The organism is Planctobacterium sp. AWH2_060, from assembly GCF_056158425.1.
Window position 1 is genome coordinate 948,385 of the sequence record NZ_JBSWTG010000001.1, and the last position, 23,651, is coordinate 972,035.

19 protein-coding genes are annotated in these 23,651 nt (G+C 43.2%); 8 read left to right on the forward strand and 11 right to left on the reverse strand.

The annotated features are described in order from the left end of the window. Positions 1-3 precede the first annotated feature (3 nt). Both ACXAD8_RS04185 and ACXAD8_RS04190 read right to left on the reverse strand, forming a co-directional pair. Positions 4-921, reverse strand: coding sequence for a DMT family transporter (locus ACXAD8_RS04185; RefSeq protein WP_475225272.1), 918 nt, complete (start codon positions 919-921; stop codon positions 4-6). Between the two features lie 66 nt (positions 922-987). After that, positions 988-1,827 (reverse strand): DUF6279 family lipoprotein, encoded by an 840-nt coding sequence (locus ACXAD8_RS04190; protein WP_475225274.1) that lies wholly within the window; start codon positions 1,825-1,827, stop codon positions 988-990. A 242-nt stretch (positions 1,828-2,069) separates the two neighbouring features. Between ACXAD8_RS04190 and ACXAD8_RS04195 the strand changes: the two genes are divergently transcribed. Then, entirely contained in the window at positions 2,070-3,062 is a 993-nt protein-coding gene (locus ACXAD8_RS04195; RefSeq protein WP_475225277.1) for an ATP-dependent 6-phosphofructokinase, read from the forward strand. A gap of 60 nt (positions 3,063-3,122) precedes the next feature. Here ACXAD8_RS04195 and ACXAD8_RS04200 read toward each other — a convergent pair whose 3' ends face one another. Both ACXAD8_RS04200 and ACXAD8_RS04205 read right to left on the reverse strand, forming a co-directional pair. After that, positions 3,123-4,193, reverse strand: a complete 1,071-nt coding sequence (locus ACXAD8_RS04200; RefSeq protein ID WP_475225280.1) for an efflux RND transporter periplasmic adaptor subunit — start codon at positions 4,191-4,193, stop codon at positions 3,123-3,125. Positions 4,194-4,210: 17 nt separating this feature from the next. Next, positions 4,211-7,333 (reverse strand): efflux RND transporter permease subunit, encoded by a 3,123-nt coding sequence (locus tag ACXAD8_RS04205; protein WP_475225282.1) that lies wholly within the window; start codon positions 7,331-7,333, stop codon positions 4,211-4,213. A gap of 406 nt (positions 7,334-7,739) precedes the next feature. On the opposite strand from ACXAD8_RS04205, the gene ACXAD8_RS04210 reads away from it, so the two are divergent. Beyond that, the gene (locus ACXAD8_RS04210) at positions 7,740-8,402 is read left to right on the forward strand and encodes a hypothetical protein (RefSeq protein ID WP_475225285.1); all 663 of its coding nucleotides are present in this window, start codon (positions 7,740-7,742) and stop codon (positions 8,400-8,402) included. A 188-nt stretch (positions 8,403-8,590) separates the two neighbouring features. On the opposite strand, the gene ACXAD8_RS04215 is transcribed toward ACXAD8_RS04210, so the two are convergent. From ACXAD8_RS04215 to ACXAD8_RS04230, 4 genes are all read right to left on the reverse strand, one after another. Next, positions 8,591-9,415 carry a LytR/AlgR family response regulator transcription factor gene (locus tag ACXAD8_RS04215; protein ID WP_475225287.1) on the reverse strand — a complete coding sequence of 275 codons (825 nt, stop codon included), beginning with the start codon at positions 9,413-9,415 and terminating at the stop codon, positions 8,591-8,593. After that, complete coding sequence (locus tag ACXAD8_RS04220; protein ID WP_475225290.1) at positions 9,408-10,484, reverse strand: sensor histidine kinase; 1,077 nt, start codon at positions 10,482-10,484, stop codon at positions 9,408-9,410. The genes ACXAD8_RS04215 and ACXAD8_RS04220 overlap by 8 nt, the downstream gene beginning before the upstream one ends. Before the next feature lie 111 nt (positions 10,485-10,595). Continuing rightward, a complete protein-coding gene (locus tag ACXAD8_RS04225) occupies positions 10,596-11,075 on the reverse strand; it encodes an Mpo1 family 2-hydroxy fatty acid dioxygenase (RefSeq protein ID WP_475225292.1) in 480 nt (159 codons plus the stop codon). 70 nt (positions 11,076-11,145) lie between these two features. Continuing rightward, positions 11,146-11,841 (reverse strand): flagellar brake domain-containing protein, encoded by a 696-nt coding sequence (locus ACXAD8_RS04230; protein ID WP_475225294.1) that lies wholly within the window; start codon positions 11,839-11,841, stop codon positions 11,146-11,148. Between the two features lie 198 nt (positions 11,842-12,039). Between ACXAD8_RS04230 and ACXAD8_RS04235 the strand changes: the two genes are divergently transcribed. After that, positions 12,040-13,842 (forward strand): M61 family metallopeptidase, encoded by a 1,803-nt coding sequence (locus tag ACXAD8_RS04235; protein ID WP_475225297.1) that lies wholly within the window; start codon positions 12,040-12,042, stop codon positions 13,840-13,842. Here the strand turns inward: ACXAD8_RS04235 and ACXAD8_RS04240 are convergent. From ACXAD8_RS04240 to yejK, 3 genes are all read right to left on the reverse strand, one after another. Then, entirely contained in the window at positions 13,839-14,648 is an 810-nt protein-coding gene (locus ACXAD8_RS04240; protein ID WP_475225300.1) for a M23 family metallopeptidase, read from the reverse strand. The two genes, ACXAD8_RS04235 and ACXAD8_RS04240, sit on opposite strands and share 4 nt — an antisense overlap. Continuing rightward, complete coding sequence (locus ACXAD8_RS04245) at positions 14,641-15,516, reverse strand: 6-carboxytetrahydropterin synthase (protein WP_475225303.1); 876 nt, start codon at positions 15,514-15,516, stop codon at positions 14,641-14,643. The genes ACXAD8_RS04240 and ACXAD8_RS04245 overlap by 8 nt, the downstream gene beginning before the upstream one ends. Before the next feature lie 90 nt (positions 15,517-15,606). Further along, positions 15,607-16,623 carry a nucleoid-associated protein YejK gene (gene yejK, locus ACXAD8_RS04250; protein ID WP_475225305.1) on the reverse strand — a complete coding sequence of 339 codons (1,017 nt, stop codon included), beginning with the start codon at positions 16,621-16,623 and terminating at the stop codon, positions 15,607-15,609. Between the two features lie 222 nt (positions 16,624-16,845). Here yejK and ACXAD8_RS04255 point away from each other — a divergent pair, with 222 nt between their 5' ends. From ACXAD8_RS04255 to ACXAD8_RS04275, 5 genes are all read left to right on the forward strand, one after another. Beyond that, a complete protein-coding gene (locus tag ACXAD8_RS04255; RefSeq protein ID WP_475225307.1) occupies positions 16,846-17,061 on the forward strand; it encodes a YejL family protein in 216 nt (71 codons plus the stop codon). A 32-nt stretch (positions 17,062-17,093) separates the two neighbouring features. After that, the gene (locus ACXAD8_RS04260; protein WP_475225310.1) at positions 17,094-18,650 is read left to right on the forward strand and encodes a DUF3413 domain-containing protein; all 1,557 of its coding nucleotides are present in this window, start codon (positions 17,094-17,096) and stop codon (positions 18,648-18,650) included. A gap of 174 nt (positions 18,651-18,824) precedes the next feature. Then, entirely contained in the window at positions 18,825-19,655 is an 831-nt protein-coding gene (locus ACXAD8_RS04265) for an ABC transporter substrate binding protein (protein WP_475232872.1), read from the forward strand. Positions 19,656-19,661: 6 nt separating this feature from the next. Continuing rightward, positions 19,662-21,233, forward strand: a complete 1,572-nt coding sequence (locus tag ACXAD8_RS04270; RefSeq protein WP_475225312.1) for a sensor histidine kinase — start codon at positions 19,662-19,664, stop codon at positions 21,231-21,233. Between the two features lie 55 nt (positions 21,234-21,288). After that, positions 21,289-23,448, forward strand: coding sequence for a TonB-dependent receptor plug domain-containing protein (locus ACXAD8_RS04275; RefSeq protein ID WP_475225314.1), 2,160 nt, complete (start codon positions 21,289-21,291; stop codon positions 23,446-23,448). The last annotated feature ends 203 nt before the right edge of the window (positions 23,449-23,651 follow it).

Consider the following 23,651-nt stretch of genomic DNA (forward strand, 5'->3'; position numbering starts at 1 on the left):
CGGTTATTGCGGAAGCTTTTTCCTACCTAGTGCCGTAAGCATAGAGCCAAGAACCACCATAAAAGCGCCCAGGTAGGCGAGTTTTGTCAGATCGGAATACTCAAAAAACTCTGGGTTTATCGCTACTGCGACACTGGTACTCAGTATGGTGAAAATCGGTGCCAGTGCGATGACGGCACTCACTTTTGAGGCTTCCCAAATCGACATGGCCTTGGTAAAGCTACCATAGGCTATCAAAGTGTTCATACAACAAAACAACAGTGCCAGCCCGCTTAACCAGGTCAAGTTAAAAATATCCGCCAACGCTGACATCGGCAGCAACATTAGCGCACCAAAACCATAAAAAATTAAGGTCATTTGTCTGGCTGTAAAATGAGTTAGCAGGCTTTTTTGCAGCAAGGCATACACGGCCCAGGTTATGGCAGCAAACAACATGAGCAACACACCTATGGTATAGCCTGACGAACCGCTAAACAGCACCTGCCATTTATTATCGAAAAAGAACACAAACCCTGTCAGCAACAACAAAGTGCCAACAAATTGCAACCGGGTAAAGCTTTCCTTAAAGAACAAAAAGCCCCCCAACATCAATAAGAAGGGAGCTATCTGAATAATGACCTGAGCAGATTCGGGATGCAGGTATTCCAGACTTTTTACATAGCCTACGTAATTCGCTGACAGCGCTAATCCGGCCAAAATCACCAGCCCACCTCGCCTTTGTTCAAACTGGCGTCGGATGGGCCATTGCTTGCGCCATGTGATCATCGCCGCAACAAAGATAAAAGCAAACAGAAAGCGATAAAAGCTTACCGTAATTGGATCCATCGTTTGCAATGCTAACAGCATAAAAACGGGTAAGACTCCCCACATCACAGCAGTAAGGAGTGACAACATAAAACCAAATAAAGGGCGATATTCCATGGCAGAGTCGACAATAAAATTCAGGAGGCGGAGTTTACCCTCTTCCAGTTGCCGTAACCAGCGGTTTTAAACGTCTTCGGCTAGCTCCGTAAAGTCTTCAATATAGCCATCAATTTTTCTGACCAAACGCCGCATTTGTTTATCGCTCAGAGTGTTAACAACATCAAAAAGTAATTGTGAGAACACCTGCCGATTATGCTGCATATTTTCAACATAGACTGCGTGCTGATATTGTTCAGGATTTTGCAACAACGCCGTAAAATCATTCACAAAATTTGGATTACTGTCTCTACTAAGAAGTAACTGTTTAGCATTTTGCTGCACATTGCGTTTATAAATAATCCACTCTATTCGGTTAGATTTTACTTCTTTGGCGGCTGCTGCAACTAAAACCTCTTGAGCATCGGTTAAGCGACCAAAAAAATCCCGCAATCTGTCATTGTACTGTTCTTCAAATAAGGCTTGTAACTCCTGCTCTTCCATAGCCAGGCGCTCTTGCTCTGCTTCGCTGTTTTTTTCTTCTAGTTCAGCAAACAGCTTTTCTACCTGCTCCTTATTCAATGCCTCAGAAAGCCTTGCGATATCAGGCGTTATTTGTTGTCTTAGCCTTTCCCAGTGCCCTCGCGCTTGTTCGAAATGAGCCTGAATCATTTGAGGGCTTAACTCATTGTTACCTAACTGCGCCTTTATCTGCTGCAAATGCGCTACATAAATCTGCAACTCCTGCTCGCGATGCCACTGATGCCAGATCGCGAACTGCTCATCAAACTGCGTTTTCTGGGGTTTAGTGAGATCAATATAATCATCAAGGTACCAATGAATTAGCCAGTCGAGATTATTGTAAGCAAACTGAGAACTACAGGCCGTCATCAACAGCGTTAACAAAATAACTATCAGCTTTTTCATGGGTTTGATGTCCTTGTAATCATTGCTATCAGTGTACACCCAGTGAATACCTAAATTGTTTAAAATACATGCTTTCTTACAAGATACTTAAGTGAATCAATTTCAGAACTATTACTACTTTTTTGTTTCAGAGTCGGTGTTTATAGCCTAAAAGCCGGAATACGGATTAATTAGGGTTGTCATTTTCCTACATATCGCCATATAGTTTTATTATCCATGGCGAATCGACCCTACAATTATTTATGAAACGAATAGCAGTTCTGACCTCGGGCGGAGATGCGCCAGGCATGAATGCCTGCATCAGAGCCATAGTACTCACCGCCGAACATTTCGGAATACAAGTGGTGGGATTCCGTCACGGTTACTATGGGCTTTTGGACAGCGAGCACGTTGAATTAACGCCTGAGATGGTGGCTAACATCATTCAAAATGGCGGTACCCTGTTACACAGCGCCCGATGCCCTGAATTTAAAACTGAGCAGGCAGCTTTAAAAGCGGCAAACAACCTTGAAGCTTTGGGCATAGAAGCCCTGCTGGTTATTGGTGGTGACGGTTCTTTTCACGGTGCCCACCACCTGCAGCAATTTTGGTCTAAACCGGTAATTGGATTACCTGGCACCATCGACAATGATATCTATGGTACAGATGCAACCATTGGATATTTTACCGCCATTGAAACCGCACTAGATGCTATAGATAAAATTCGTGATACAGCGGATGCTTTTGAGCGTGTCTTTCTCATTGAAGTCATGGGAAGACATGCGGGTTTTATCGGTTTAAGTGCGTCGATAAGTTCTGGTGCTGATCAAGTACTGTTGCCCGAAATAAACAATGATAACGAAGCTGCGTTTAAAAACCTGGTGGCACGTATCGAAACCACGCGCAAGAAAAAGGGGCAATGTAGCTATATCGTGGTGGTGGCCGAAAACCTCTGGCCTGGCGGGGTTACCGCCCTTGCCAACAAGATAAATGATGAATTAGATATTGAAAGCCGTCCAGTGGTGCTGGGGCATATCCAACGAGGTGGTTCACCTTCCCCTCAAGATCGTATCCTGGCCACTAAATTAGGGGCTTACGCGGTAGAATGTGCCATAGCCGGAAAAACCGGCATTATGATTGGTGAGCAAAATCAACAATTGGTAGAAGTGCCGCTTGAAGAAACCTGGCAAAATCAAAAACCGTTAGACCCTTACCTGGTTAAGATCCAAACCGAGTTTTTTGACATCCTGGAATAAAAAAGCCGCTCATAAGAGCGGCAAGCAATGTTCTGAAGGGAACAAGAACAAATTAATTAGTTAGTTTCGGGCGATCTCAGTGGTTTCCTGATATCTGACGGTTTGCCCGGCGCGTAACCTTTCCGCTCCGCGCACAACCACATTGTCGTCATTGCGCACATCACCAAAGATCTCTACCCGCTCTCCCATGCCAATGCCCGTTCTTACCGGAACCTGATGGGCTTTATTTTCTTCGTCGATGATAAAAACAAATGTACCTGCTTGTCTTAGCACTAAAGCGTCACGCTTTACCGTAATGGCTTCGTGCGCATCACTATGAGGTAATGCCACTCTGACCGCACTGCCAATGGGAAAATCACCTGGATTCAGCGCGACCCGAATCTCCATCATTCTGGAGCCTGAATTACCAACCGGGACAATGGTGCGGACTGTTTCGCTTTTTTCACTGACGCGATTCTTAACTAAAACCTCCTGGCCGCGGCTGATAAATGGAGAAGCTGACAAGGGGGCACGAATACTGGCTTCAATATTTTGGGTATCAACCACTCTGACCAAATCTGCGCCAACAGAGGTATATTCCCCTGGGGTTTGAATACGTTCCACCACCATGGCATCAAATGGTGCCTTTACTTTAGTTTGTGCCAAACGATATTCAGTTTGTCTTTTATTGATACGCGACTGTTGGATTTCCTGACGGGCCACTTCCAGTTCAGAAATAATCTCATCCAGTTCATCGCGTGAAGAATTATTCAACTGAGCCATTTTACTAACGCGTTCCTTTTTGCGTTCCAGCAAGGCAACACGAGATTCCCACTTGGCGATATCGGCTATATTTTGTTCCAACTGCAATTGCAGTAATTCATCGTCCAGTTGCGCCAATACCTGGCCTTTTTTAACCAGTTCACCAACATCAGCCATCCATTCGATTCTGCCCCCGACTTCAGAGGCAATATTGGAATCGGTGCGGCTCATTACAGTGCCTGGCACCCAAATTTGTTCAGATACCATTTCGGTTTTAACGTCATCCACTTCCACCAATGCCGGAGGTGGCCCTTTTGGCTCTTCCTGTGCCACCGCTAATGAAGACAGGGTCATTAAAGCGGGTATTGCGATACGAATTAGAGTTTTCATAATGCTTGTCCTGTTAATTATATTTTATCGTTAATTTTTTGATTCTTTGCGTTGTGCAGTACACCACCACCAGAAACCTGTGGTGTTTCTGAGGCCTTCCAGACCGACAGTTGCAGTAGAGTAGGTAACAAAATCAGAGTAAACACAGTACTGACTGTCATACCGCCAACAATGACGGCGGCCATACCGCGATAAATCACACTGCCGGCACCTGGTATTAATAACAGTGGCAACATGCCGAAAATGGAGGTCAGTGTGCTCATAAAGATGGGGCGTAAGCGCAAAGACAAGGCCTGCTCAACGGCATCGCGACGACTTAATCCATCTTCTTTTTCTGCTAAGCGGGTTTGATGTACCAACAAAATCGCATTGTTTACTACCAACCCCAGGGTAATTATGAAGCCAATCATGGTTAACAAATCTAATGGCTGGAAAGTCACTAAATTCAACAACTGCATGGCAATCACACCGCCGACAGTCGCCAGGGGTATGCTTAATACCACCATCAGGCTATCTTTGGGTGACTTAAACAGCCCCGCCATTAAGATGAACAACAAGGCCATCGCAAATAAGAAGTTCTGGCTCATAGTGGATATCACATTGTTCAGACTACTGGCTGAACCGCCATAGGCGATAGAACCATCAGTAGGCATAGCAGCTAAAATATGCGGCTCGACCTGCTCCTTAACAATTTCCATTGCTTCTTCTAAAGACATATTTTCTGGTGGGTTAAGGGACAAAGTCAGAGTACGACGACGATCTATACGCTGGATCTGACTGGGGCCCACTGTGCGTCTGACATCAGCTAATTCGCCAAGTTGCACCATTTCACCCGATGGAGTCATGATAGGTACAACGGCTAACTCTTCAGGTGTTGCCCATTGTTCTGAGCGGAAAATGATGTTCATGCGCTTGATACCGTCAAAGTATTCGCCAACGTATAAGCCATCACCCATTGTCCGAACGATATTTGCCAGACGGGGTCTGTCGTAACCCACTTCCATCATGCGGGAATCATTAGGAATCAAGCTGATTTGCGGTTCGGTTTGCTCCAGTGCCGGACGTGCCTGAACATTGGCACCAGGAAAGGCTTCCTCTAGCAAATCCATACCAATAACAGCCGCGGCAGCCATACCATCGGTATCTGTAGATTGCAGACGAATATCAATACTTCTGCCGTTGCCAAATCCCCCAAACAGATTACCTTGCATGGCGAATGCGCGAGTATCTGGTAAGTCTTTCAAGATTTCATCACGCATCAAAGTTTCCAGTTCTTTCACTTTACTTTGATCTTTGGCGCGAGCACCTATAGTGCCGCCGTTTGGCCAAGTAATGATGTAATAGTTTTTAAGGGCAGGCTCTTTTTCGCCACCCATATAAGGCTGCAAACGTTTAACCACCAGATCCATGACTTCTTTTTCAACAAACTCACTACTGGCTCCCTGAGGGAAATTGAAAAAGGCATCAATGGCATCGCGCTTAACCGGAGGTAAATAATCCAGCTTAGGCAGCAGCATCACTGTTGCAGTAATGGGTAAGATCATCAAAACAGCAACGATGCCCAAGCGCTTTTTGTTATTGGATGTTGCTCTCATTACTGTGCTGGTAATTTTATTCCAGACGGGCTTTAGTCTGTCTTCTGGCATTTCTTTGTTTAACCAACGACTGGCAGCAACCGGTAAAATGGATACAGCAACGACGAATGAAATAATTACCGCAATAGCAATGGTCAATGCTAAATCGGCGAACAACTGCCCTGCCACGTCTTTTAAGAAAATAACCGGAATAAATATCGCCACCGTGGTAGCAGTAGATGCCATTAGAGCACCGAACACTTGTTTTGTGGCTTTTTCAGCAGCTTCCGTACTATTGGACATCTCTCGTTTGTGCCGTACTATGTTTTCCAGCACGACAATGGCAGCGTCTAGTACCATGCCCACCGCAAATGCCAAACCAGCCAGCGAAATTACATTCAGGGAACGTCCGGTAATTTGCAGCACTACAAAGGTGCTCAGCAAACAAATGGGGATAGACAGGGCAACAATCAAAGTCGCGCGGCGCTGACGCATAAACCACCACAGAATCGCCACCGCTAAGAAGACACCCATCACTAAATTACTGCTCACCAGGTTAATGGCTCGATAAATGAAAACCGAAGCATCAAAAGATTGCACCATGGTAAGTTGCTGAGGATTCAACATATTGGTGTTGATTTCATTTACCTTGTCTTTAACTTCCAGCAAGGTGGCCAACACATTGGCATTATTTTCCTTATCAATGCGAATAGAGATTGCGGGATTGCCATTTTGAATGCTGACATAGTTTTCATCTCCGCCCTGGATACGAATATCGGCAATGTCACTTAACTTAACAGGACTGCCGTTACGCCATTCCAGAATTAGCTCGCCCATTTCCTGAGGTTGATACTTACCTTCAAAACGCAGTGTATATTTGCGACGTCCAACTTCTACAAAACCGCCGGAAACGTCATTGGCAGAACCTAACAGGCGGGAAATATTGGTGATATCAATGCCCAACTCAGCAGCGCGATAAGGGTCAAAGACAATCTGGAACTCTTCATCACTGCCGCGACCTGACTGCATTTGAGCCCGAGATACGCCGGGTATGGCTTCCAGTTGTGGTCTAATGCTTTCATCAAAGTAATTAATAAATTCTTTAATATCCTTATTGTTGCCAGGTAACTTTTGTAAGAAGAAATAGGTCAACGCTGGCTGACCGCCACCACCGCCACCCAACATGATATTAGGAGATAATGCATCACGCGGTAAGGGAGGGATACGATTCATGCGACTGATAACTTCAATCAAGGTTTTTTGCATATCGGTTTCTAAACCAAACTCCAGGTTAATCCAGGCGTTACCCTGATTAGCGAAGGTGGACATGCTTCTCATACCTGGCAAGCCCTGCAGTACTTCTTCCTGGGGTTCCAGAATTTCTGATTCAATTTCCTGTGGGGCTGCAGCGCGCCAAGAAGTCTGGATACTGATCCTCGGGCGCTCTATATCCGGAAACAATTGAACTGGCAGCTCAGACAAGCTGAACAATCCTAAAAAAGTGATTATGCCAACGACGATGGCGACGCCGGAGGCATTTTTAAGGGCGGCTTTTGTTATATCCATTATTGTTCCGGTAATTTTTCTTTAACTGTTGCCACTATAGGTCGATCAAAGAAAGAAAAAAGTTTAAATCCGTTAGCCGTCGATTTATCACGATAAACTGCAAAAGCCGTGAAAGATGTTACAAGCTGTGTTTTTTGACACATTTGAAACACTTTAATGACAAACTGTATAAATCTAACTAAAACAGTAAGTTATTGAGTCGAGGATTTATTTGGAATGGCAATAAATGAATTGGATTGAAAAGGTTCAACCACACTCTGTAAGCGATGGTTGAATGTATACTCAGTTTTGATATAAATTCGACTACCCTGTTAAAGAAACTACTTTGTTTCGCCCAATCACCATTCCATCCATCTAAGTAACTGAATAAACTCAGTTACAAACATAAATATTTTATTGCAGGAATATGACCAGAAGCATCCATAATCCGGGAAACAAACTTAAGTTTTTGCGTCCTTTATTAGAGACAACAACCAAGCTATTAGAAGAGTATTTTGAAAAAGTTCAGATAATTCCTGATTTAGCGCTTCCTAGCGCTAGTAAGGAGATATCTTTAACACCACTACTTTTTCATGCAGCCAGACAAGCTTACGCAATCAATAACAGAGAATATCTACCAGCAGCAGAAGTCCCTATTCTGAGAGGAAACAAGACAGGCAGACTTGATTTAGCATTGTTTAGTGACAGACGAATTGTTTTGATCGAGGCTAAAGCCAGACGTCCTAAACTATTTGGTCCGGGAAAAGCGTTTAACGCTTTAGAAAGCGCATTGAATGCGGCTGATAGACAGTTGGCTGCAACAGACGTTAATACATTGAAATTTCACGACGATGACAACAGGAAGGTGACAAAAATTGCACTAGCCACAATAAACCCCGTCATTCCACCATCTAAAATAGACAAGTCACCTGAGAGCAGGTTCTATGAGTTTGTAAGGGATATAAGGGCTAACCAGCGCTTTAGTGATTGTGTTACAGCCTCTGTTTGTTACGGGCTACATACCGTTAACCAGCCATCTGGCTATAAATCAATCGGTCAGATAATTGTAGCAAGGGAAATAACTTTATAGATAGTAGAACTCGCTATTTGCTCTTCTAAATGCTAGCGATCGTTTGTGCTTGCCTCGATAAATGGTTTAGCTCATAAAACTCGTAGAATTCAATTTGAATTAGCATGTGCTAATTGAATTTATCTGCAGAAGGCATAAAACAATAAAACTAATTTTTGGAAGCTTTTTGTCAATAACACAACGCCTTATCAGGCGTTGATCATTTCTTTGACTTTATCTCTGTGGCTGCGGCTGACTTTTAATTCCGTTCCATTGTGCAGTACTAAGTGATACTCGCCGCTGATATGGCTTATCAGCTTGTTAACATAATTGATGTTCACAATGGCGCTGCGATGCACGCGTACGAAGCGACGCGGATCCAATTCGTCGATCAGTTCTTTCATGGTTCGACGCATAATATGTGTGCCATCTTGTGCGTGCACACACATATAATCACCAGCAGCATCTACCCATTGAATACTATCAACAGATACTCTGGTAACTTCAGAGCCATCTTTGATTGCCAGCACAGTTGGATACGGATTCGCCGAAATCGGCTCACCTTCTGCTAATTTACGCAAAATATCTTCGCAATCGTCACCCGTGAAATCGGCAATCAGACTGGCCAGTTTTTGTTTGTGAGCCCCTTCTTGCGCCTGGCTGAGGGTATCTTCTACCTTGTTTAGCGCCTCTCTTAAGCGTTTATCATCCACAGGTTTCAGTACGTAATCCAAAGCATGAATATCAAAGGCTTTGATGGCATAACTATCAAAAGCAGTCACAAACACAATAAGTGGTAAAGGCTGGCCGGACTCACGCAGTTTATTAATTACCTGAAACCCGTTCAAACCCGGCATCTGAATATCGAGAAACACCAGATCAGGTTTAAGTTTGGGTATTTCATCAACGGCAATGTTACCGCTGGAACATTGCCCAATAACTTCGACATGCTCAAAAGCGCCCAACCGAATGGCTAACCCTTTTCTGGCCAGCGGTTCGTCATCCACAATAACTGCTTTTATTTTTCTATCCATTATCAACCAATTCGTAAGGTATTCTGATACTAACTTTAATTCCCGTAGGGTCATTATGCGACACTACGAAAGAATAATCCTGCCCATATAAAGAGTGTAATCTTTCCTGAATATTGGTCAATCCCACGCCGTTGGTACGATGCAATTGACCATTAACAATATCCGCCCCAGGACCATTATCGGCAACTTCCAGCAATAAATCCCGACCGAATAAACGCGTGGCAATGCAGATCTCTCCGCCCTGCTCCATTTTAGAGATCGCGTATTTGATGGCATTTTCCACTAAAGGCTGCAAGATCAGGCTGGGAACCAATGCCTTACTGGTGTCTTCATCAATTTTCCATTGCACATCCAGACGCTCATCAAAACGCACTTTTTCAATATCAAGATAGAGTCCAAGGGCCTGTATTTCCTGCTCCAGTGGGACTTTTTTAATGGGGTCTTTGTCCAGAGAGTAACGTAAAAAGTCACTTAAACGGCTGACCATTTCTTCAGCAGTTTTATTCTCTTTGACTAATATCAATGTCGATATTGCATTTAGAGTGTTAAACAGAAAATGGGGATTTAACTGATAACGCAGCATTTTAATGTGAGCCTGATGCGCCATGGCGCTGGACTTCAAGGCGTTTTGCTTTTCTTTTTGCAGCAACTGGTAGTTTTTAATACCAAAATAAAGCCCGGTCCAACACATCAAAATAAAAAATGAATTGAGGCTGCCATTCAGATAATAAAACCATTCTTCCGGACGATAGCCATGCTTATAAATTTCCCAATAGTGTAGATTCTTAAGTACCTGCCAGACCTGGGAAAACAGAAAACACGCAATTAAAACAGACAGCAACATTTGCCATGGATTAAGCTTCGCCACTTTCTGATAGATATAACGAAGTGGGATGCTGATAAGACAACCTGCTATGGCATTCAGGAAAATGACAAATATCCACACTGCCCGCATATCGTGCAAAAACGAGCCGATGTAATAGACCAGTGCGAATCCTGCCCATCCACCGACGTGCAGTGTCCAGAACAAACGCTCTCGGTCTTCAAATAATTTGTGCAAGTTAACCAAACGACTATTCCATTGATGATTTGAAAGAAATTATACGTTATCCAACAGCAAAGCGTTTGCTACTTGTCCTGCAACAAACGCTATTGGTCGCATAATTTTGAGAAGGTGTATTTAATACGGAATGTTCAATCTCTTCAACCAGTGAACCCACCACCAGGCCGGGCCTACTAGTAAAAACTGCAGATCTTTAAAAAATGAAGGCTTCTTGCCTTCGATATGATGACCGACGAACTGCAAAATCCACATTGCAACAAATAAGACAATGCTAAATTGCAGTATGTCTACGCCCAGTTGATACATGGCATCAATACTGAGAAACACCGCTATAGTCAGTAAAGTCATAGCGGCCCCAATGGGGCCAGATAAGCGAAAATAGTAATAAAGTGCAGGAATAATAAGGATATGGGCGAAAGTGATATCCATGGAGGCCAGCACCTCCGGTACTGGAATGAGCCAAACTAAAGCAATGGTAACCCAATAAATTGTCGGTACTGCAATTCCATGTATAACGATATTGGTGCGATTGGTATGGCTTTCACCGTACTCATTGAGTAAGGCATCTATCTGTCGATGGTGAACTTGCTGAATCATGATTTGTTAATTTTTTGTTATAATCCGACAGCAGCATAAATTATGTGCACTACATGAGCAATAGTTGTTTTTACGTGCTGACCATCAGCCTTTCAAGTAAGGCTTCAGTATAATGATTCTTCTCTTCGAATCTTAAACCATAATAAAAATACAGTTCGTCCATCCGTACATTCATGATTTCAGATTTAAACCTGAAGTCTTCCTGTTTCCCTGGTGCGCTTATCTCCAGCAAAATGTGTTTATCTTCAATTTTTTCCCGACCTTTTCGGGGTACACCGACACGGCAACCACTGCCGGAAATATCCAGGATCATGCCTTCGGCCAGACGATTTTTATGCTCTTCCGAGATTTTTGATTGCAAGGCATTCAAATCACAAGGCACTCTGATTTGAGCACGCTTTTCTGCGCGCAGCCCCTGTACCTGCACGGCTTCAGGGAAATTCACCCACACCGCATGAATTGGCGACATAGTGATAGCTTTGACTTTAGTTTTAAACGCTACTATCTCTCCTGTGTCTTCCAGTACCAGCCGTACGATTATCTGGCCATCTACATATAAACCATCGCGCAATGGCCCAAACTTTTTTTCGTCTGGAAACTTAAAAATTAAGGTTTTACGCCCGTCTGCCCCAATAAACTCTGAACGAACCCGTTTGACTGTGTTGGGAAAGCTCAACTGAAAATCTACCGTTAAACCGGGTTTTAATGAGCGCAATTTATTGAGATCTGCGCTGGAAAGTTTTTGTCTGGAAGCCAATATCGCCATAGGCGTGTTAATACTCTTATCAAATGTCTAATTGTCGCAATGCTTATCGGCAAATGTCCCTTGCACCTAAGCGAAAACTATCTGGTAAATACCAGAATACTTCAATATCAAATTGGATTCTGAACTGCTAAATCGGTATATTTTAATTTTGTTACCTCAATGCATCTTATCCGATTTATCCCTATTTTTCAGGAAACTATGAAAGCAACGAACTCAAAATTACATTATCAGCTTAGTATAGACGCTATTTCCAAACACACTTTTTATGTTGAGATCCAGGTTGACACCTCAGAACTCAACGAACTCACCCTGACTCTACCTTGCTGGATCCCCGGCAGTTACATGGTGCGGGATTTTGCCAAAAACTTGTTAGCCATGAGTGCTAGCAATGAAAACGAGAGTCCATTGCCCGTTACTCAATTAGATAAGCAAACATGGCGCATTGAGCAGTGTCAAAACTCAACTAAGATCTGTTATCAGGTTTACGCTTTTGATTTATCGATAAGAGCCGCATTTTTGGACTCAGAATATGGTTTTGCCAATGGCACCAGTGTATTCCTGAAAATAGAAGAACTGCACGATAAGCCCGCTTCAGTGGTAATTAGCAACTGTAATCAGCCCAAAGATTGGCAGGTTTACACGGCAATGCAAAAAGCTGATGTTGATAGCAATGGCAACGGTCTTTACCTGGTGGATAATTATGCCGACCTGATTGAACATCCGGTGTTATTGGCTGATGGCGATCTGATTCAATTTAAAGTTGCAGGCATAGATTTTCAGATGGTACTGGCTGGTGGCCACAATGCCGATCTGGCTCGCATAAAAAGCGATCTGGAAAAGATTTGTCAGCATCACCTGCAATTGTTTGGTAACGACATTGAGATCAAGCACTACCTGTTTCAGACTTTGCTTTCAGAGTCAGATTTCGGCGGACTGGAGCACACTCACTCTACAGCACTATTGTTCAGTCGAAATGATTTACCTACACTGGCAGAACAAGGCAGTATGACTGATGGTTACCGGTCTTTCCTGGGCCTATGTAGTCACGAATTGTTTCATACCTGGCACGTTAAACGTATCAAGCCCAAGGTTTATTTAAAGCCAGACCTATCTAAAGAATGTTACTCCGAGCAGCTGTGGATATATGAGGGGTTCACCTCCTATTACGATGATTTTAGTTTGTTGCGCTCTGGAATTATCAATGAAGAGAGTTACCTTGAGTTACTGGGACAAACGCTTACCCGTTTGTATCGCACTGAAGGTCGCAAAGTTCAGACGGTAACTCAATCCAGTTTTGAAGCCTGGACCAAGTTCTACAAGCAGGATGAAAATGCCATCAATGGCATAGTGTCCTATTACATCAAAGGTGCGGTAATCGCGCTCTGTCTGGATTTGCTCATTAAACAACAAAGTCAGAACAAGGTTAGTCTGGATAATGTTATGCAGTCTCTTTGGTTGGACTATGGCAAAGATTTATCTGGCACAGACGACAATGTTATCCAGCAACTACTCAAAGAGAAGCTAAATATTAACCTGGATGAGTTTTTAGATGCCGCTCTGTATAGCACCGAAGAACTCCCCTGGCAGGAGCTATTAGCGAGTTTTGGGGTAAAAACCCACTTCCGAGCTCGTTCGGGACTCAAGGACATTGGCGGTAATAAAGGCAGTGACACTGCAGCAACCATTGATTTAGGTATGCATTACAGTAGTGATACATCTGGCATAACGGTGCAACAAGTCAGTAATGGCCGTGCAGCGCAATTGGCAGGGTTGCAAAAAGGAGATCGAATTGTTGCCTTAAATCAATGGGATTTAAAAGGCAAAACCCTGGAAGCCGAGTTGGCCAAATTTCCGCTTGATAGCGAAGTGGAGTTAACGCTGTTCAGACGCGGCAGGATGTTGCAGGTGGTATTTACCGTTACTGCTGCCACAAAAGACAGCATTTACCTAACGATTGAAGACAAGGAAAGAGTTGTAAGCTGGTTTAGTAAACCAGATTAATCCTCCATTTCTGGTACGAGAAGTTGCGGATCAACACGCTTTTCGTACCAGTTCATGCGCCAATCTAAATGTGGCCCTGTAACCCGGCCGGTATCACCTATCTCGGCAATCAGCTCCCCTTGTTTAACCCGTTGCCCGACTTTTACATGGCCTTTGTGCAAATGTAAAAATGTCGAAGATACACCATATCCATGGTCAATAATCAAAGTACCACCAGAATAGTACATATCTGGAACAAATAGAGTTACCAAACCATCAGCAGGTGCATAAACCGGTTGTCCGACAGGGCCTGCGACATCCACACCATAATGAGGGCGTTTTGGCTCACCATTTAAAATTCTGCGGCTACCATAAACACCGGAAATTGGCCCTGTTGCTGGCCAAACAAAATCTTGCGCAAAAGCCGTATCCAGTTCAACCCGATCTCTGGCTTTTCGAACCATCTGAGCGTCCTTTCTGATCCGCGCCAGTGTCGATTCCGGCGGAGTCACCATTTTGGGTGGTAATCCGTCTATGTGCTGTTCCCGGTAGATGCGCTTATCAATAATCAAAGACTTGGTGTGTTCACTACCATCTGGTAAGCGCCATTTTAGTTGCCAGTTTAATTTATCATCGCGCGAAAAACCCAGCGCAAAATCCCCGCTGGGCGCCACAGTAATTTGCCGCTCATCAAGCCAAATTTGACTTCCCGGTGGAAGCTTGCCACGCAATAGGCTGCCTTGTTGTAATTCACCGCGTAACTCCAGAGCCTGCAAACTCATCACGCTACAACATAACAACAGAACAAGGACGAAGCGGTTACGCATAGGCTATAGCTCCTTTGCCTACGCCCTCAAAAGCCACGACTTCAACTTTGGTTTCCGGCGTTAATCCAGCTTGCTCATTAGCCAGGTACTGGGCGAGACACTCCACAGTAGAATCTGTATCTACAAGTTCGGTTTCTGATTTAGGGATAATCAATTCAAACTCACCTTGCGATGATTCGTAGGCGAAACAGTAAAACTCGCCCTCACCTGCAAATTTTTGTAGGCCGGCTGACAACTGAGCTGGGGTGACAATATCTTCAGTAGTGCCAATGTAAATATCACTCCAGCGATTGGCCCAGTATCGTTGCCATTTTTCATCAAACTTGTCATCCAGCTTAACCAGTATCTTAGAACGGTGCCCGTGTGCAATTCGCTGACAATTGCCATCGTGTTTTTTGAGTCCGTGGGTATAGTGATAATAGGCGCCGTCTATAACTTCGGTGCGCAACGACAAAGTTATATCGTCAACATTTTCGGGTAAGTGGGTAGCAATGATTTCTTTCAGATACTGACTCACTGATTCCATAGTCACTTCGTCAGCGTAGATAAAAGCATAAGCTTCCGGTGGGCAACTTAAAGTGATGTTTTTACCCGGGCGAGCAAAATTAACGATAACATTATCGTTGTTATGATCATTACCCAACTTCACGTAGGCATGTTCAGCAGGCACTAACAGTTTGTGATCAACATATTCGTCAATCAGATACTTTAGTTCTTTTTTAACTTTACCGAAATCAAGCACCATGCTTTCTTCATTTAATGCGCCATTAAGCACCACATCGACGATCCAACTCTCGCCTACCATGCCGCGTTTAGGGCACAAATAGGAAAAGTCCATCACAGTCAGATCGTTTACAAATAAATGCATTCTCGTTTTATTACCTTAGATATTTGAGATTTCAGGGTTTAGTTTAACACTTTTTAAATCCAGAGCCTTAAACCTTGGTTAAATTGTTTACTAGTCCTTCCACTTGTTTAACTGATCTTTAAGATTTGGCGGAACGCCCTTAATAATTAACGTGTCAGATTCTGGTTGATAGACCACTCTTTCACCGAGTAATTTTCGCTCAAAACTCAGGCTCACACCACCACCTGCACCAGTAAACTTGCTCAAGGTTTTGATGGAGGTCTTATCACCCTGGAAGGTACTTTCCAGATTTTCTTCTGATTGTTGGGAAAACGCGTGGAAATCCTGAGTCTGATCGGCCATTGACAAGGTTTTTGCTACATCTTCTACCACAATATCTTCACCGGATTCGATTTGCGTTTTGTAGTAAGTAGCCAACTCTTCGCGTTTTTGCTGTTTTTCTTCTGGCGCAAATTGCTCTACATCCATGAACTGTTCTACTTTTTCCAGCAACAATTTGTTTTGCTGCTTGATATCCACTTCTTCTGCGCAACCTAAAAACATCAAAAAGAAATCAGAGATCTTGCGGCCTGCACGGCCCTTAATAAAACTGACGTAGCGGTTTAGTTCAGGTGTTGTTTGATATTGAGACAAATCTATTCTGGCGGCCAATTGCATCTTTGCCAGGTCCAGATGGTTAGATACGGTAAGATTTAATTGAGGATTAATCTCTACGTGTTCTTTGGTATCTAACAACGCCACCATTAAATAGTCTGTAGCCAGATACTGGTATTGGGTAACCACAATAAAGCCGGCCTCTGGTGTTCCGGTCTCCACCATGGCTTTGACTAATTTGTCACAAATCTGAACCGAAAAAGGAAGAAACCCGATATCACCAGATATTAAGCCTCCCAGTAAGTCTCTAAAGCCCTGCTCTTCTTCATCTTCCGGCTCTACAAAGCCGCCAATCCCTTTTACTGGCTTGTTATTGTAGCTTTGGCTCAGTTGTTGAACAAATAACTCAATATCAGCGCCTACATCAAAAAGGTCATCCCGCGCCCGCACGGTAAGCTTTTCGCCATCATTAATGAGTTGGTGTACGACAAAGTGATTAATTATTGCTGACATGAAATTCCTAGGAAATGATTCGAATTTAAAATACTAAACTCAGAACTAAGAGAACAGGTGATATCACAACATGTGCTCTTTAAATAATCCCTGTATATTCTGATAAACGGGACCAAACTGCCGCAATTATTCTGGCTATGTGCCGCCTATAACGCGAATCAGAGTTCAGGTTCTGATAAAAATGCGTTACCATTTTACACAAGCTATATTCCGGATGTATACATGCCACAACAATCTAAATACTCAAATGAGCAATTTGAGGCGCTATTTAACGACATTTTGGTCGCTCTTGAAAAACACAAACCGTCACCTGATCTAGCCATGATGGTACTCGGCAACAGCCTGACACATGTTCTGGAAACTCAGGTAAAACAAGAGATAAGAACCGAAATGGCAGAAAAGTTTTGCCAGGTATTATTAAGTAGCGTAAAAAAGTAAAAGAACAACAACGATAACGAAATTATAAGTTCATGATCCTTACGGAAACGCCTAAACGGCAATTAGTCAGCAAACTGGTTACCTGGGGGCATTGGTTTACCCTCTGCAACATCATTGTTGCTATTTGTATTGCCGGCATTTATCTGTTCAGCAGTGCCTTGCCAGAAACGCCATTAGGGTTGCTATATCTGATAGCCAATTGGTTTAGCCATATCGGCTTTTTGACCTTTTTTGGTTTCGTGATTTTTATGCTGCCCTTGTGTTATCTGCTACCCAATAGCCGCTTTTTAAGAGCCTGGGGCTCAGTGGTAGCCGCATTTGGGCTGGCGTTTTTGGCTTTTGATGCCTTGCTTTATACCCGTCACGGTATGCACTTTAGTCCCTACTCTGCCGAATTTATCCGGCAGCAAACAGATACAGTGCTAGGCGGACTCAAATTCCATCAAATTATTTTTTTACTGGTTTCATTTTTCGCCTGGTTGCTGTTTCAGCTTCTGGTGGCCAACTCTTTATGGCAACGAATTGAACGCCTGCAAAAGCTAAAGATTGGCCTGCCCATTAGTTTGGGTTTTGTAACCCTGTTTATGTTCAGCCACATAGTCCACGTATGGGCTGATGCCAGCTTGTATCAACCTGTGGTAAAACAGGACAATATGTTTCCGCTGTCTTACCCCGCTACAGCGAAAACACTGTTATCTAAATATGGATTGCTGGATATAGAGCAATACCGCACCAAGAAGACTCTGCAATTTAATAACCAATTTGAACGGATCAGCTATCCCAAAAGCTCACTGTTTTGTGCTACAAACCCCAATAAAAAAGCGGTATTGGTATTGGTGGATGACGATTCTGAAAACAGCTCAATTCAACCAGTAACTTCTAATACCATTAAAGAGCTACCCCAGCATTTTGACTTATCCAGCTCCAGATTAGCCGGTATTAAAACAGCCCTATACGGTCTGCCGGAGGTTTTTCACGCAAGTGTCGCTTCTAAGTCGCCAATTCTGTTTCAGGCAATTGCTGCATCAGGCCAACAAATCCATTCTTATACTGAAGACCCAAGGGTTGCTGCTTTTTTCCAGAGTCAAAACACCAAGGCGATGGCAAGCTTACCAGGGCAAGATGCATTGCCGCCGATATCCAACAACGGGCTTTCAATATTGCATTTAAACGCCGAACAAGCTGCGGCCTGGATGGCCCAAATTGATAACTCTATTTCCTTTTTTATTACCTATTTAAGCCCCGACAACCGTATTCCCGCTTATACTAACCTCCCGGTAGCAGTAACCAATGAGTTAACCTCTCACCAGGATATTGCCGCGACAATGATTAATTATATGGGATGCGAAATAGAGGACAGTTTGCACACTACAGGGCAAAATCTGCTCTCAGGTGCCAGAAATTGGGTAGTCAGTAATCAGCAAAATAAAATAATCATTTTGCATAACGAGCTGAGAACTGAAGTTGACCCAAATGGTAATTACCAATTGTATAGCTTTGATGGTACAGCTCAAAACAATGTTGAGCTCAATATTCCTTTATTGGGACAAGCCATTAAATTGTTAAGTAGTTTTAGTCAGGCGAAATAAAAATTCTTACTTTTCAGTGAAATAAATTTCGTTACAATCCAGGGATTGGTTGCTAGTATCAACCTGATCAGGTGAAGGAAATTCAGTACCGTGGTCTTAGGCCGTAAAATTATTTATTCATTATTTCTGTGTTGGGTAACCTCTTCTCCGTTAGCGGCGAGGGAATCCTTGGCGGTGGTTTATCCAGAGGTGCCCTCGCCAGCCAATTTGGTATTTGAAGAAATAATCGCCGGAATCCAGGCCGCCCACCCAAACAATCTTATGATAAAAGCGATTCGCAACTCCGAATCTCCAGATGAGTCTCTAGCATGGGTTAATGAAAACCAACCAGAAATGTTGATAGCCTTAGGGAAACGAGGTTACAGAATTGCAAAGTACATATACAAAGACCGCCCGGTTGCAATTGGCGCACTTCCCATAAGACCAAACGGTATATCTGGCATTTCCTTACTGGCTGACCCAGGAGTTATTTTTGACTCTCTGAAGAGTCTGGCGCCAAACATTAAAACCATAAATGTTGTGTACTCCCCCGGAAGCCGTTGGTTGATATCTATAGCGGCAGAACAGGCACAGGCAAAAGGTCTAACTTTTAACCACATCGAAGTCAAAAATATTAAAGATGCCATTTCCACCTATGACCAATTACTGAACCAAATAAATCCACAAACCGATGCTGTTTGGTTACCGGTTGATAAAATCACCGCCCATGAACAGGTTATCCTGCCCAATTTATTAGAGAAATCCTGGGAACAAAACCTGGTGTTATTTTCTAGTAAGCCCGCCCATGCGAAAAGAGGGGCATTATTTTCGGTCTTCCCAGATAACCAGGCGCTGGGCAAACAACTGGTAAAAATGGTAACAGACATATATCAATCGCAAAACGATGCAGGAGTGATACCACTACAAGATATGAAGCTGGCAGTTAACCTGAGAACTGCAGCCCACCTGGGGTTTGACTACAAATCTCAGCAAAAAGAACAATTTCATCTAACTTTCCCGCAGTAAATCACTATGAACGAGCTGCAAGAAACCAGAAAGTTAAGAAGCGCAGTGGGCAACCGCAAAGATTCACTGAGCATCAGACGGCAACTTCTGGCCTACATAGTTGCGGGTGTATTCATACTATTAGTGCTGTTTAGTTTGACCATCAGTTGGTTAGCGGGCAAAGAAACCAGTAAACTTACCGTTAATAACGCACAACAGGTTGCCAGAGCACTGGCACAACAATCGGTACTGGCGCTATTAACAGAGTCTGAGGAAAACGCAGACACCGCATTGGATCAGGTAATGTCATTTCCTGATGTGGCTGGTGCAGGCCTGGTAACCCTGGAAGGTGAAATTTTTGGCTGGCATGGCGATGCCAGAGGCGAGAGTTACTTCAGTAAAATCAACTGGCGAGAAACCCGTAACTATCTCATTTTAGAAGAAGACGATGATAATTGGTATGTTGCCTCAGCGGTTATTTTGGCCGACAACGAAGGCGATAGCGAAACCGAACTGTTTGAATCCACTGAAGAAAAATTGGGTTATGCGATATTGTCTTTTAGCAAAGAAACGCTGACTCAAATCAACCGGGACATTATTTTAACAATCGCCATCACGGGCGGCATTGCGGTTATTGGTTTGATTTTAATTGTTGGCGGAGCCATCCAAAGGCAATTAACTCCTCTTCAAGCATTATCGGAGGTTATGTCGCACAACCATGAAACCGGTGAACACAGGTTGGCCAAAGTTCATGGTGCAAAAGAAATCGAGCAAATGGCAAACTCCTTTAACGCCATGATGCTCACGCTGGATGAGCAGGATGAGCGCCTGAGAAATCAGCGAGATCAACTGGAAGCTGAAGTTAAAATTCGCACAGCAGAATTAACGGTTGCCCGTGATGCTGCACTCACCAGCAGTCGTCACAAATCCGAGTTCTTAGCCAATATGACTCACGAACTCAGAACCCCGATACAGTCGATAATTGGGTATGTAGATTTAGCCAAAGAAGAAGCCGAGAATGAAGGTCACTTTGATATGGCCTCTGACCTGGATAAAGTCACCCGTAATGCAGACCGTTTGCTAGGTATGATCAACTGCCTGCTGGATTTATCCAAAATTGAAGCTGGCCGAATGGAATTAAACCTGTCCAGCACTTACTTAAAAGATCTGCTACAAAACTTATCTGAAGCCACCGCCCCGCTGTTTCCCCGTAATAATAATAAGTTCCTGTTAGACAACCACGCAGACAACCCCATTCTGCGCATAGATAGCGAAAAGGTATTGCAGGTATTAATCAACCTTGTTTCCAACGCCAGTAAGTTCACTAATAACGGCACAGTAACCTTGCGGGTAGAAAGCCAGTCCGGACATCTGATATTCAATGTCATTGATACAGGTATTGGTATTCCCGCCGATCAACTGGCTAAGATATTCGAGCAATTTCAACAAGTAGACAGTGGTGAAACGCGCAGGTTTGGCGGCACCGGGTTAGGTCTGGCCATTTCAAAACAGTTCTGTGAACTTATGGGAGCTCAAATAAAGGTTGAAAGTATCGAGGGTGAAGGAAGCTGTTTCACCGTTAAACTTCCAATTAATTAAATTTGCTTCGATTAGGCACCGGAAAGCCGGTTCGATGACTTTGTTAAGATATCGCATGCTAAAAAAACAAATTGCAATTTGGGTTCTACTAGCTCTGTTGGGTAAATCAAGCTTAGCAGCTCACGAAGCCGACAGTACCTCAAAAGAAGAGATAAATGACGAATACCTTGAAGATGAATTTGGTCATGACCAGTTTGGTGACTTCTACGGCAGTGATGAATTTATCAGTATTGCGACAGGTACACAGCAGAACATAAATAAAGCCCCTGCTGTTGCATCAGTTATCACTGCTGAACAAATTAAACAAAGTGGTGCCAGAAATCTTATTGATGCCTTAAAGATGATTCCTGGGCTAAACATAAGTCGCAGTAGTCAGGCAATGTCACCCAAATTTAACTTCAGAGGAATTACATCTACTTACGGACCACAAACTCTCGTAATGATTGATGGAGTCCCGACTAAAAGTGTTGTACGTGGTGATAATCACGTAGTTTGGGGAGAGTTTCCTGTTAATAGTATTTCCCGAATTGAAATAATTCGGGGGCCAGGTTCAGCTTTATACGGGGCTGACGCTTTTGCAGGTGTTATTAATATCATTACCCATTCCACCGAAAATCTACAAAAAAGTGAAGTGGGTTTCGGTTTTGGAAGCTACAACTCAAAAAATGGTTGGTTTAAAACCGGCATGGCAAGCGGTGATTTTCAAGCGGGAATATCCGTTGAATATTTGAGTTCCAATGGCTCAAAAGAAATTATTGAAACTGATGCACAAACAATTTTTGACGATTTAGCAGAGCAACTTTTTAATTTACCCGCCGTCTCCCATGCACCAGGAAGCACAAATCTCGGATTTGATGCATTAGACCTATTCCTCAAAGCAAAGTATCAGAGAGTTAATCTGGGGGTTTCTTTACAGCACAGAGGTGATGTTGGAACCGGGCAAGGTATATCTGAAGCATTAGATCCACATGGTAAATTCGGTGGAGATAAACTCATGATTGATCTTAGCCATGAGACAATACGAATGGATAATGATTGGAAAATAACCTCTCATTTCAATTATTACCAGTCCACCCAGGATATTGAAAAAAACATCAACTTGCTACCTCCCGGCACCTTATTCGGCGCTTTTCCAGATGGCATTATTGGCAACCCTGGATGGAAAGAAAGTACAACAATCTTTGAGGTAAACGCTGACTATACAGGCTGGCCTGATCATCAATTAACAGTCGGCACTGGTTACATAATTCAGGATTTGTATGAAGTCACAGAAAGTAAAAACTTTTTATCAGATCTGTCGCCAAATCCGAATGGCCTGGTTGATGTCTCCGACACCGACGACGTATTTATGCCGGAATACGACCGAAACAACAGATATCTTTTAGTGCAAGATATCTGGAAGTTTGCCCCTGACTGGGAATTGACGATGGGCATAAGGTATGATGATTATTCTGATTTCGGTTCTACTACAAATCCCAGAGTTGCACTAGTCTGGTCTGGTAGTCTTAAATCTACCACCAAATTTTTGTACGGTCGCGCCTTCAGAGCGCCGGGATTCGCTGAATTACTGACAGTAAACAATCCAGTGTCTCTGGGAAACCCCTCTATTCAACCTGAAACAATTGACTCATTTGAATTAGCTTATAGCTACCGACACGATGATAGGCACACATCCAATATAAATTTATTTCACTATAAAATTGAAGATTTTATAACATTTGTCCCGGATGAATTTGCACCAACCGCAACGGCACAAAATGTTGGTAAAAGAACGGGTTATGGAATTGAGGCAGAAACTGGATTTGATATACACCGAGATATATCAGTCAAAGCCAATTACTCTTATGTCAAAGCTAAAGATGATTTGGTCAATGATGATGTAGGCGACTACCCGAACCATCAATTAAAAGCGGAATTGCTATGGCAAATCAATCCCAACTGGAGTTTGTTCGTTAATACCGCTTTTATTGGTGAAAGAAAGCGCACCTATTTTGATCAAAGAAAAGCGCTGGACGGCTATATAGATTTAGGCTTTAACCTTAACTACCAAAACTACGCAGGTTGGCGAGTGTCTTTAAGCATAGACAATGCTTTAGATGATGAAATACTTGAACCCAGTATTGGCCCGGGCGAGCATGATGGCAGTGTTAACATCCCGGGAGACCTCCCGCTCTCAGGAATACAATATAATTTTAAGATTGCCAAATCGCTCTAATTAAAACGCTTCTATTCAATGTAACTTTATTACATTCAGGGTCTTATCTGTCATACGTGTAACTAACAACACATTTGTGAAAGCATTAAACAACTTGTTTCAACTTAAATAAAACTTCATGAAAGTTTTATACTGCTACGACTTGTTAAAAGCTAAATAGCTAATACAATCAAAGATATAATAAATAGAGCCAGCTCTGATAA

Bases quoted from the DNA above. Each gene is read 5' to 3' on its own strand.
- ACXAD8_RS04185 (WP_475225272.1), bottom strand. From the start codon at position 921: ATGGAATATCGCCCTTTATTTGGTTTTATGTTGTCACTCCTTACTGCT.
- ACXAD8_RS04190 (WP_475225274.1), bottom strand. From the start codon at position 1,827: ATGAAAAAGCTGATAGTTATTTTGTTAACGCTGTTGATGACGGCCTGT.
- ACXAD8_RS04195 (WP_475225277.1), top strand. From the start codon at position 2,070: ATGAAACGAATAGCAGTTCTGACCTCGGGCGGAGATGCGCCAGGCATG.
- ACXAD8_RS04200 (WP_475225280.1), bottom strand. From the start codon at position 4,193: ATGAAAACTCTAATTCGTATCGCAATACCCGCTTTAATGACCCTGTCT.
- ACXAD8_RS04205 (WP_475225282.1), bottom strand. From the start codon at position 7,333: ATGGATATAACAAAAGCCGCCCTTAAAAATGCCTCCGGCGTCGCCATC.
- ACXAD8_RS04210 (WP_475225285.1), top strand. From the start codon at position 7,740: ATGACCAGAAGCATCCATAATCCGGGAAACAAACTTAAGTTTTTGCGT.
- ACXAD8_RS04215 (WP_475225287.1), bottom strand. From the start codon at position 9,415: ATGGATAGAAAAATAAAAGCAGTTATTGTGGATGACGAACCGCTGGCC.
- ACXAD8_RS04225 (WP_475225292.1), bottom strand. From the start codon at position 11,075: ATGATTCAGCAAGTTCACCATCGACAGATAGATGCCTTACTCAATGAG.
- ACXAD8_RS04230 (WP_475225294.1), bottom strand. From the start codon at position 11,841: ATGGCGATATTGGCTTCCAGACAAAAACTTTCCAGCGCAGATCTCAAT.
- ACXAD8_RS04235 (WP_475225297.1), top strand. From the start codon at position 12,040: ATGAAAGCAACGAACTCAAAATTACATTATCAGCTTAGTATAGACGCT.
- ACXAD8_RS04240 (WP_475225300.1), bottom strand. From the start codon at position 14,648: ATGCGTAACCGCTTCGTCCTTGTTCTGTTGTTATGTTGTAGCGTGATG.
- ACXAD8_RS04245 (WP_475225303.1), bottom strand. From the start codon at position 15,516: ATGCATTTATTTGTAAACGATCTGACTGTGATGGACTTTTCCTATTTG.
- yejK (WP_475225305.1), bottom strand. From the start codon at position 16,623: ATGTCAGCAATAATTAATCACTTTGTCGTACACCAACTCATTAATGAT.
- ACXAD8_RS04255 (WP_475225307.1), top strand. From the start codon at position 16,846: ATGCCACAACAATCTAAATACTCAAATGAGCAATTTGAGGCGCTATTT.
- ACXAD8_RS04260 (WP_475225310.1), top strand. From the start codon at position 17,094: ATGATCCTTACGGAAACGCCTAAACGGCAATTAGTCAGCAAACTGGTT.
- ACXAD8_RS04270 (WP_475225312.1), top strand. From the start codon at position 19,662: ATGAACGAGCTGCAAGAAACCAGAAAGTTAAGAAGCGCAGTGGGCAAC.
- ACXAD8_RS04275 (WP_475225314.1), top strand. From the start codon at position 21,289: ATGCTAAAAAAACAAATTGCAATTTGGGTTCTACTAGCTCTGTTGGGT.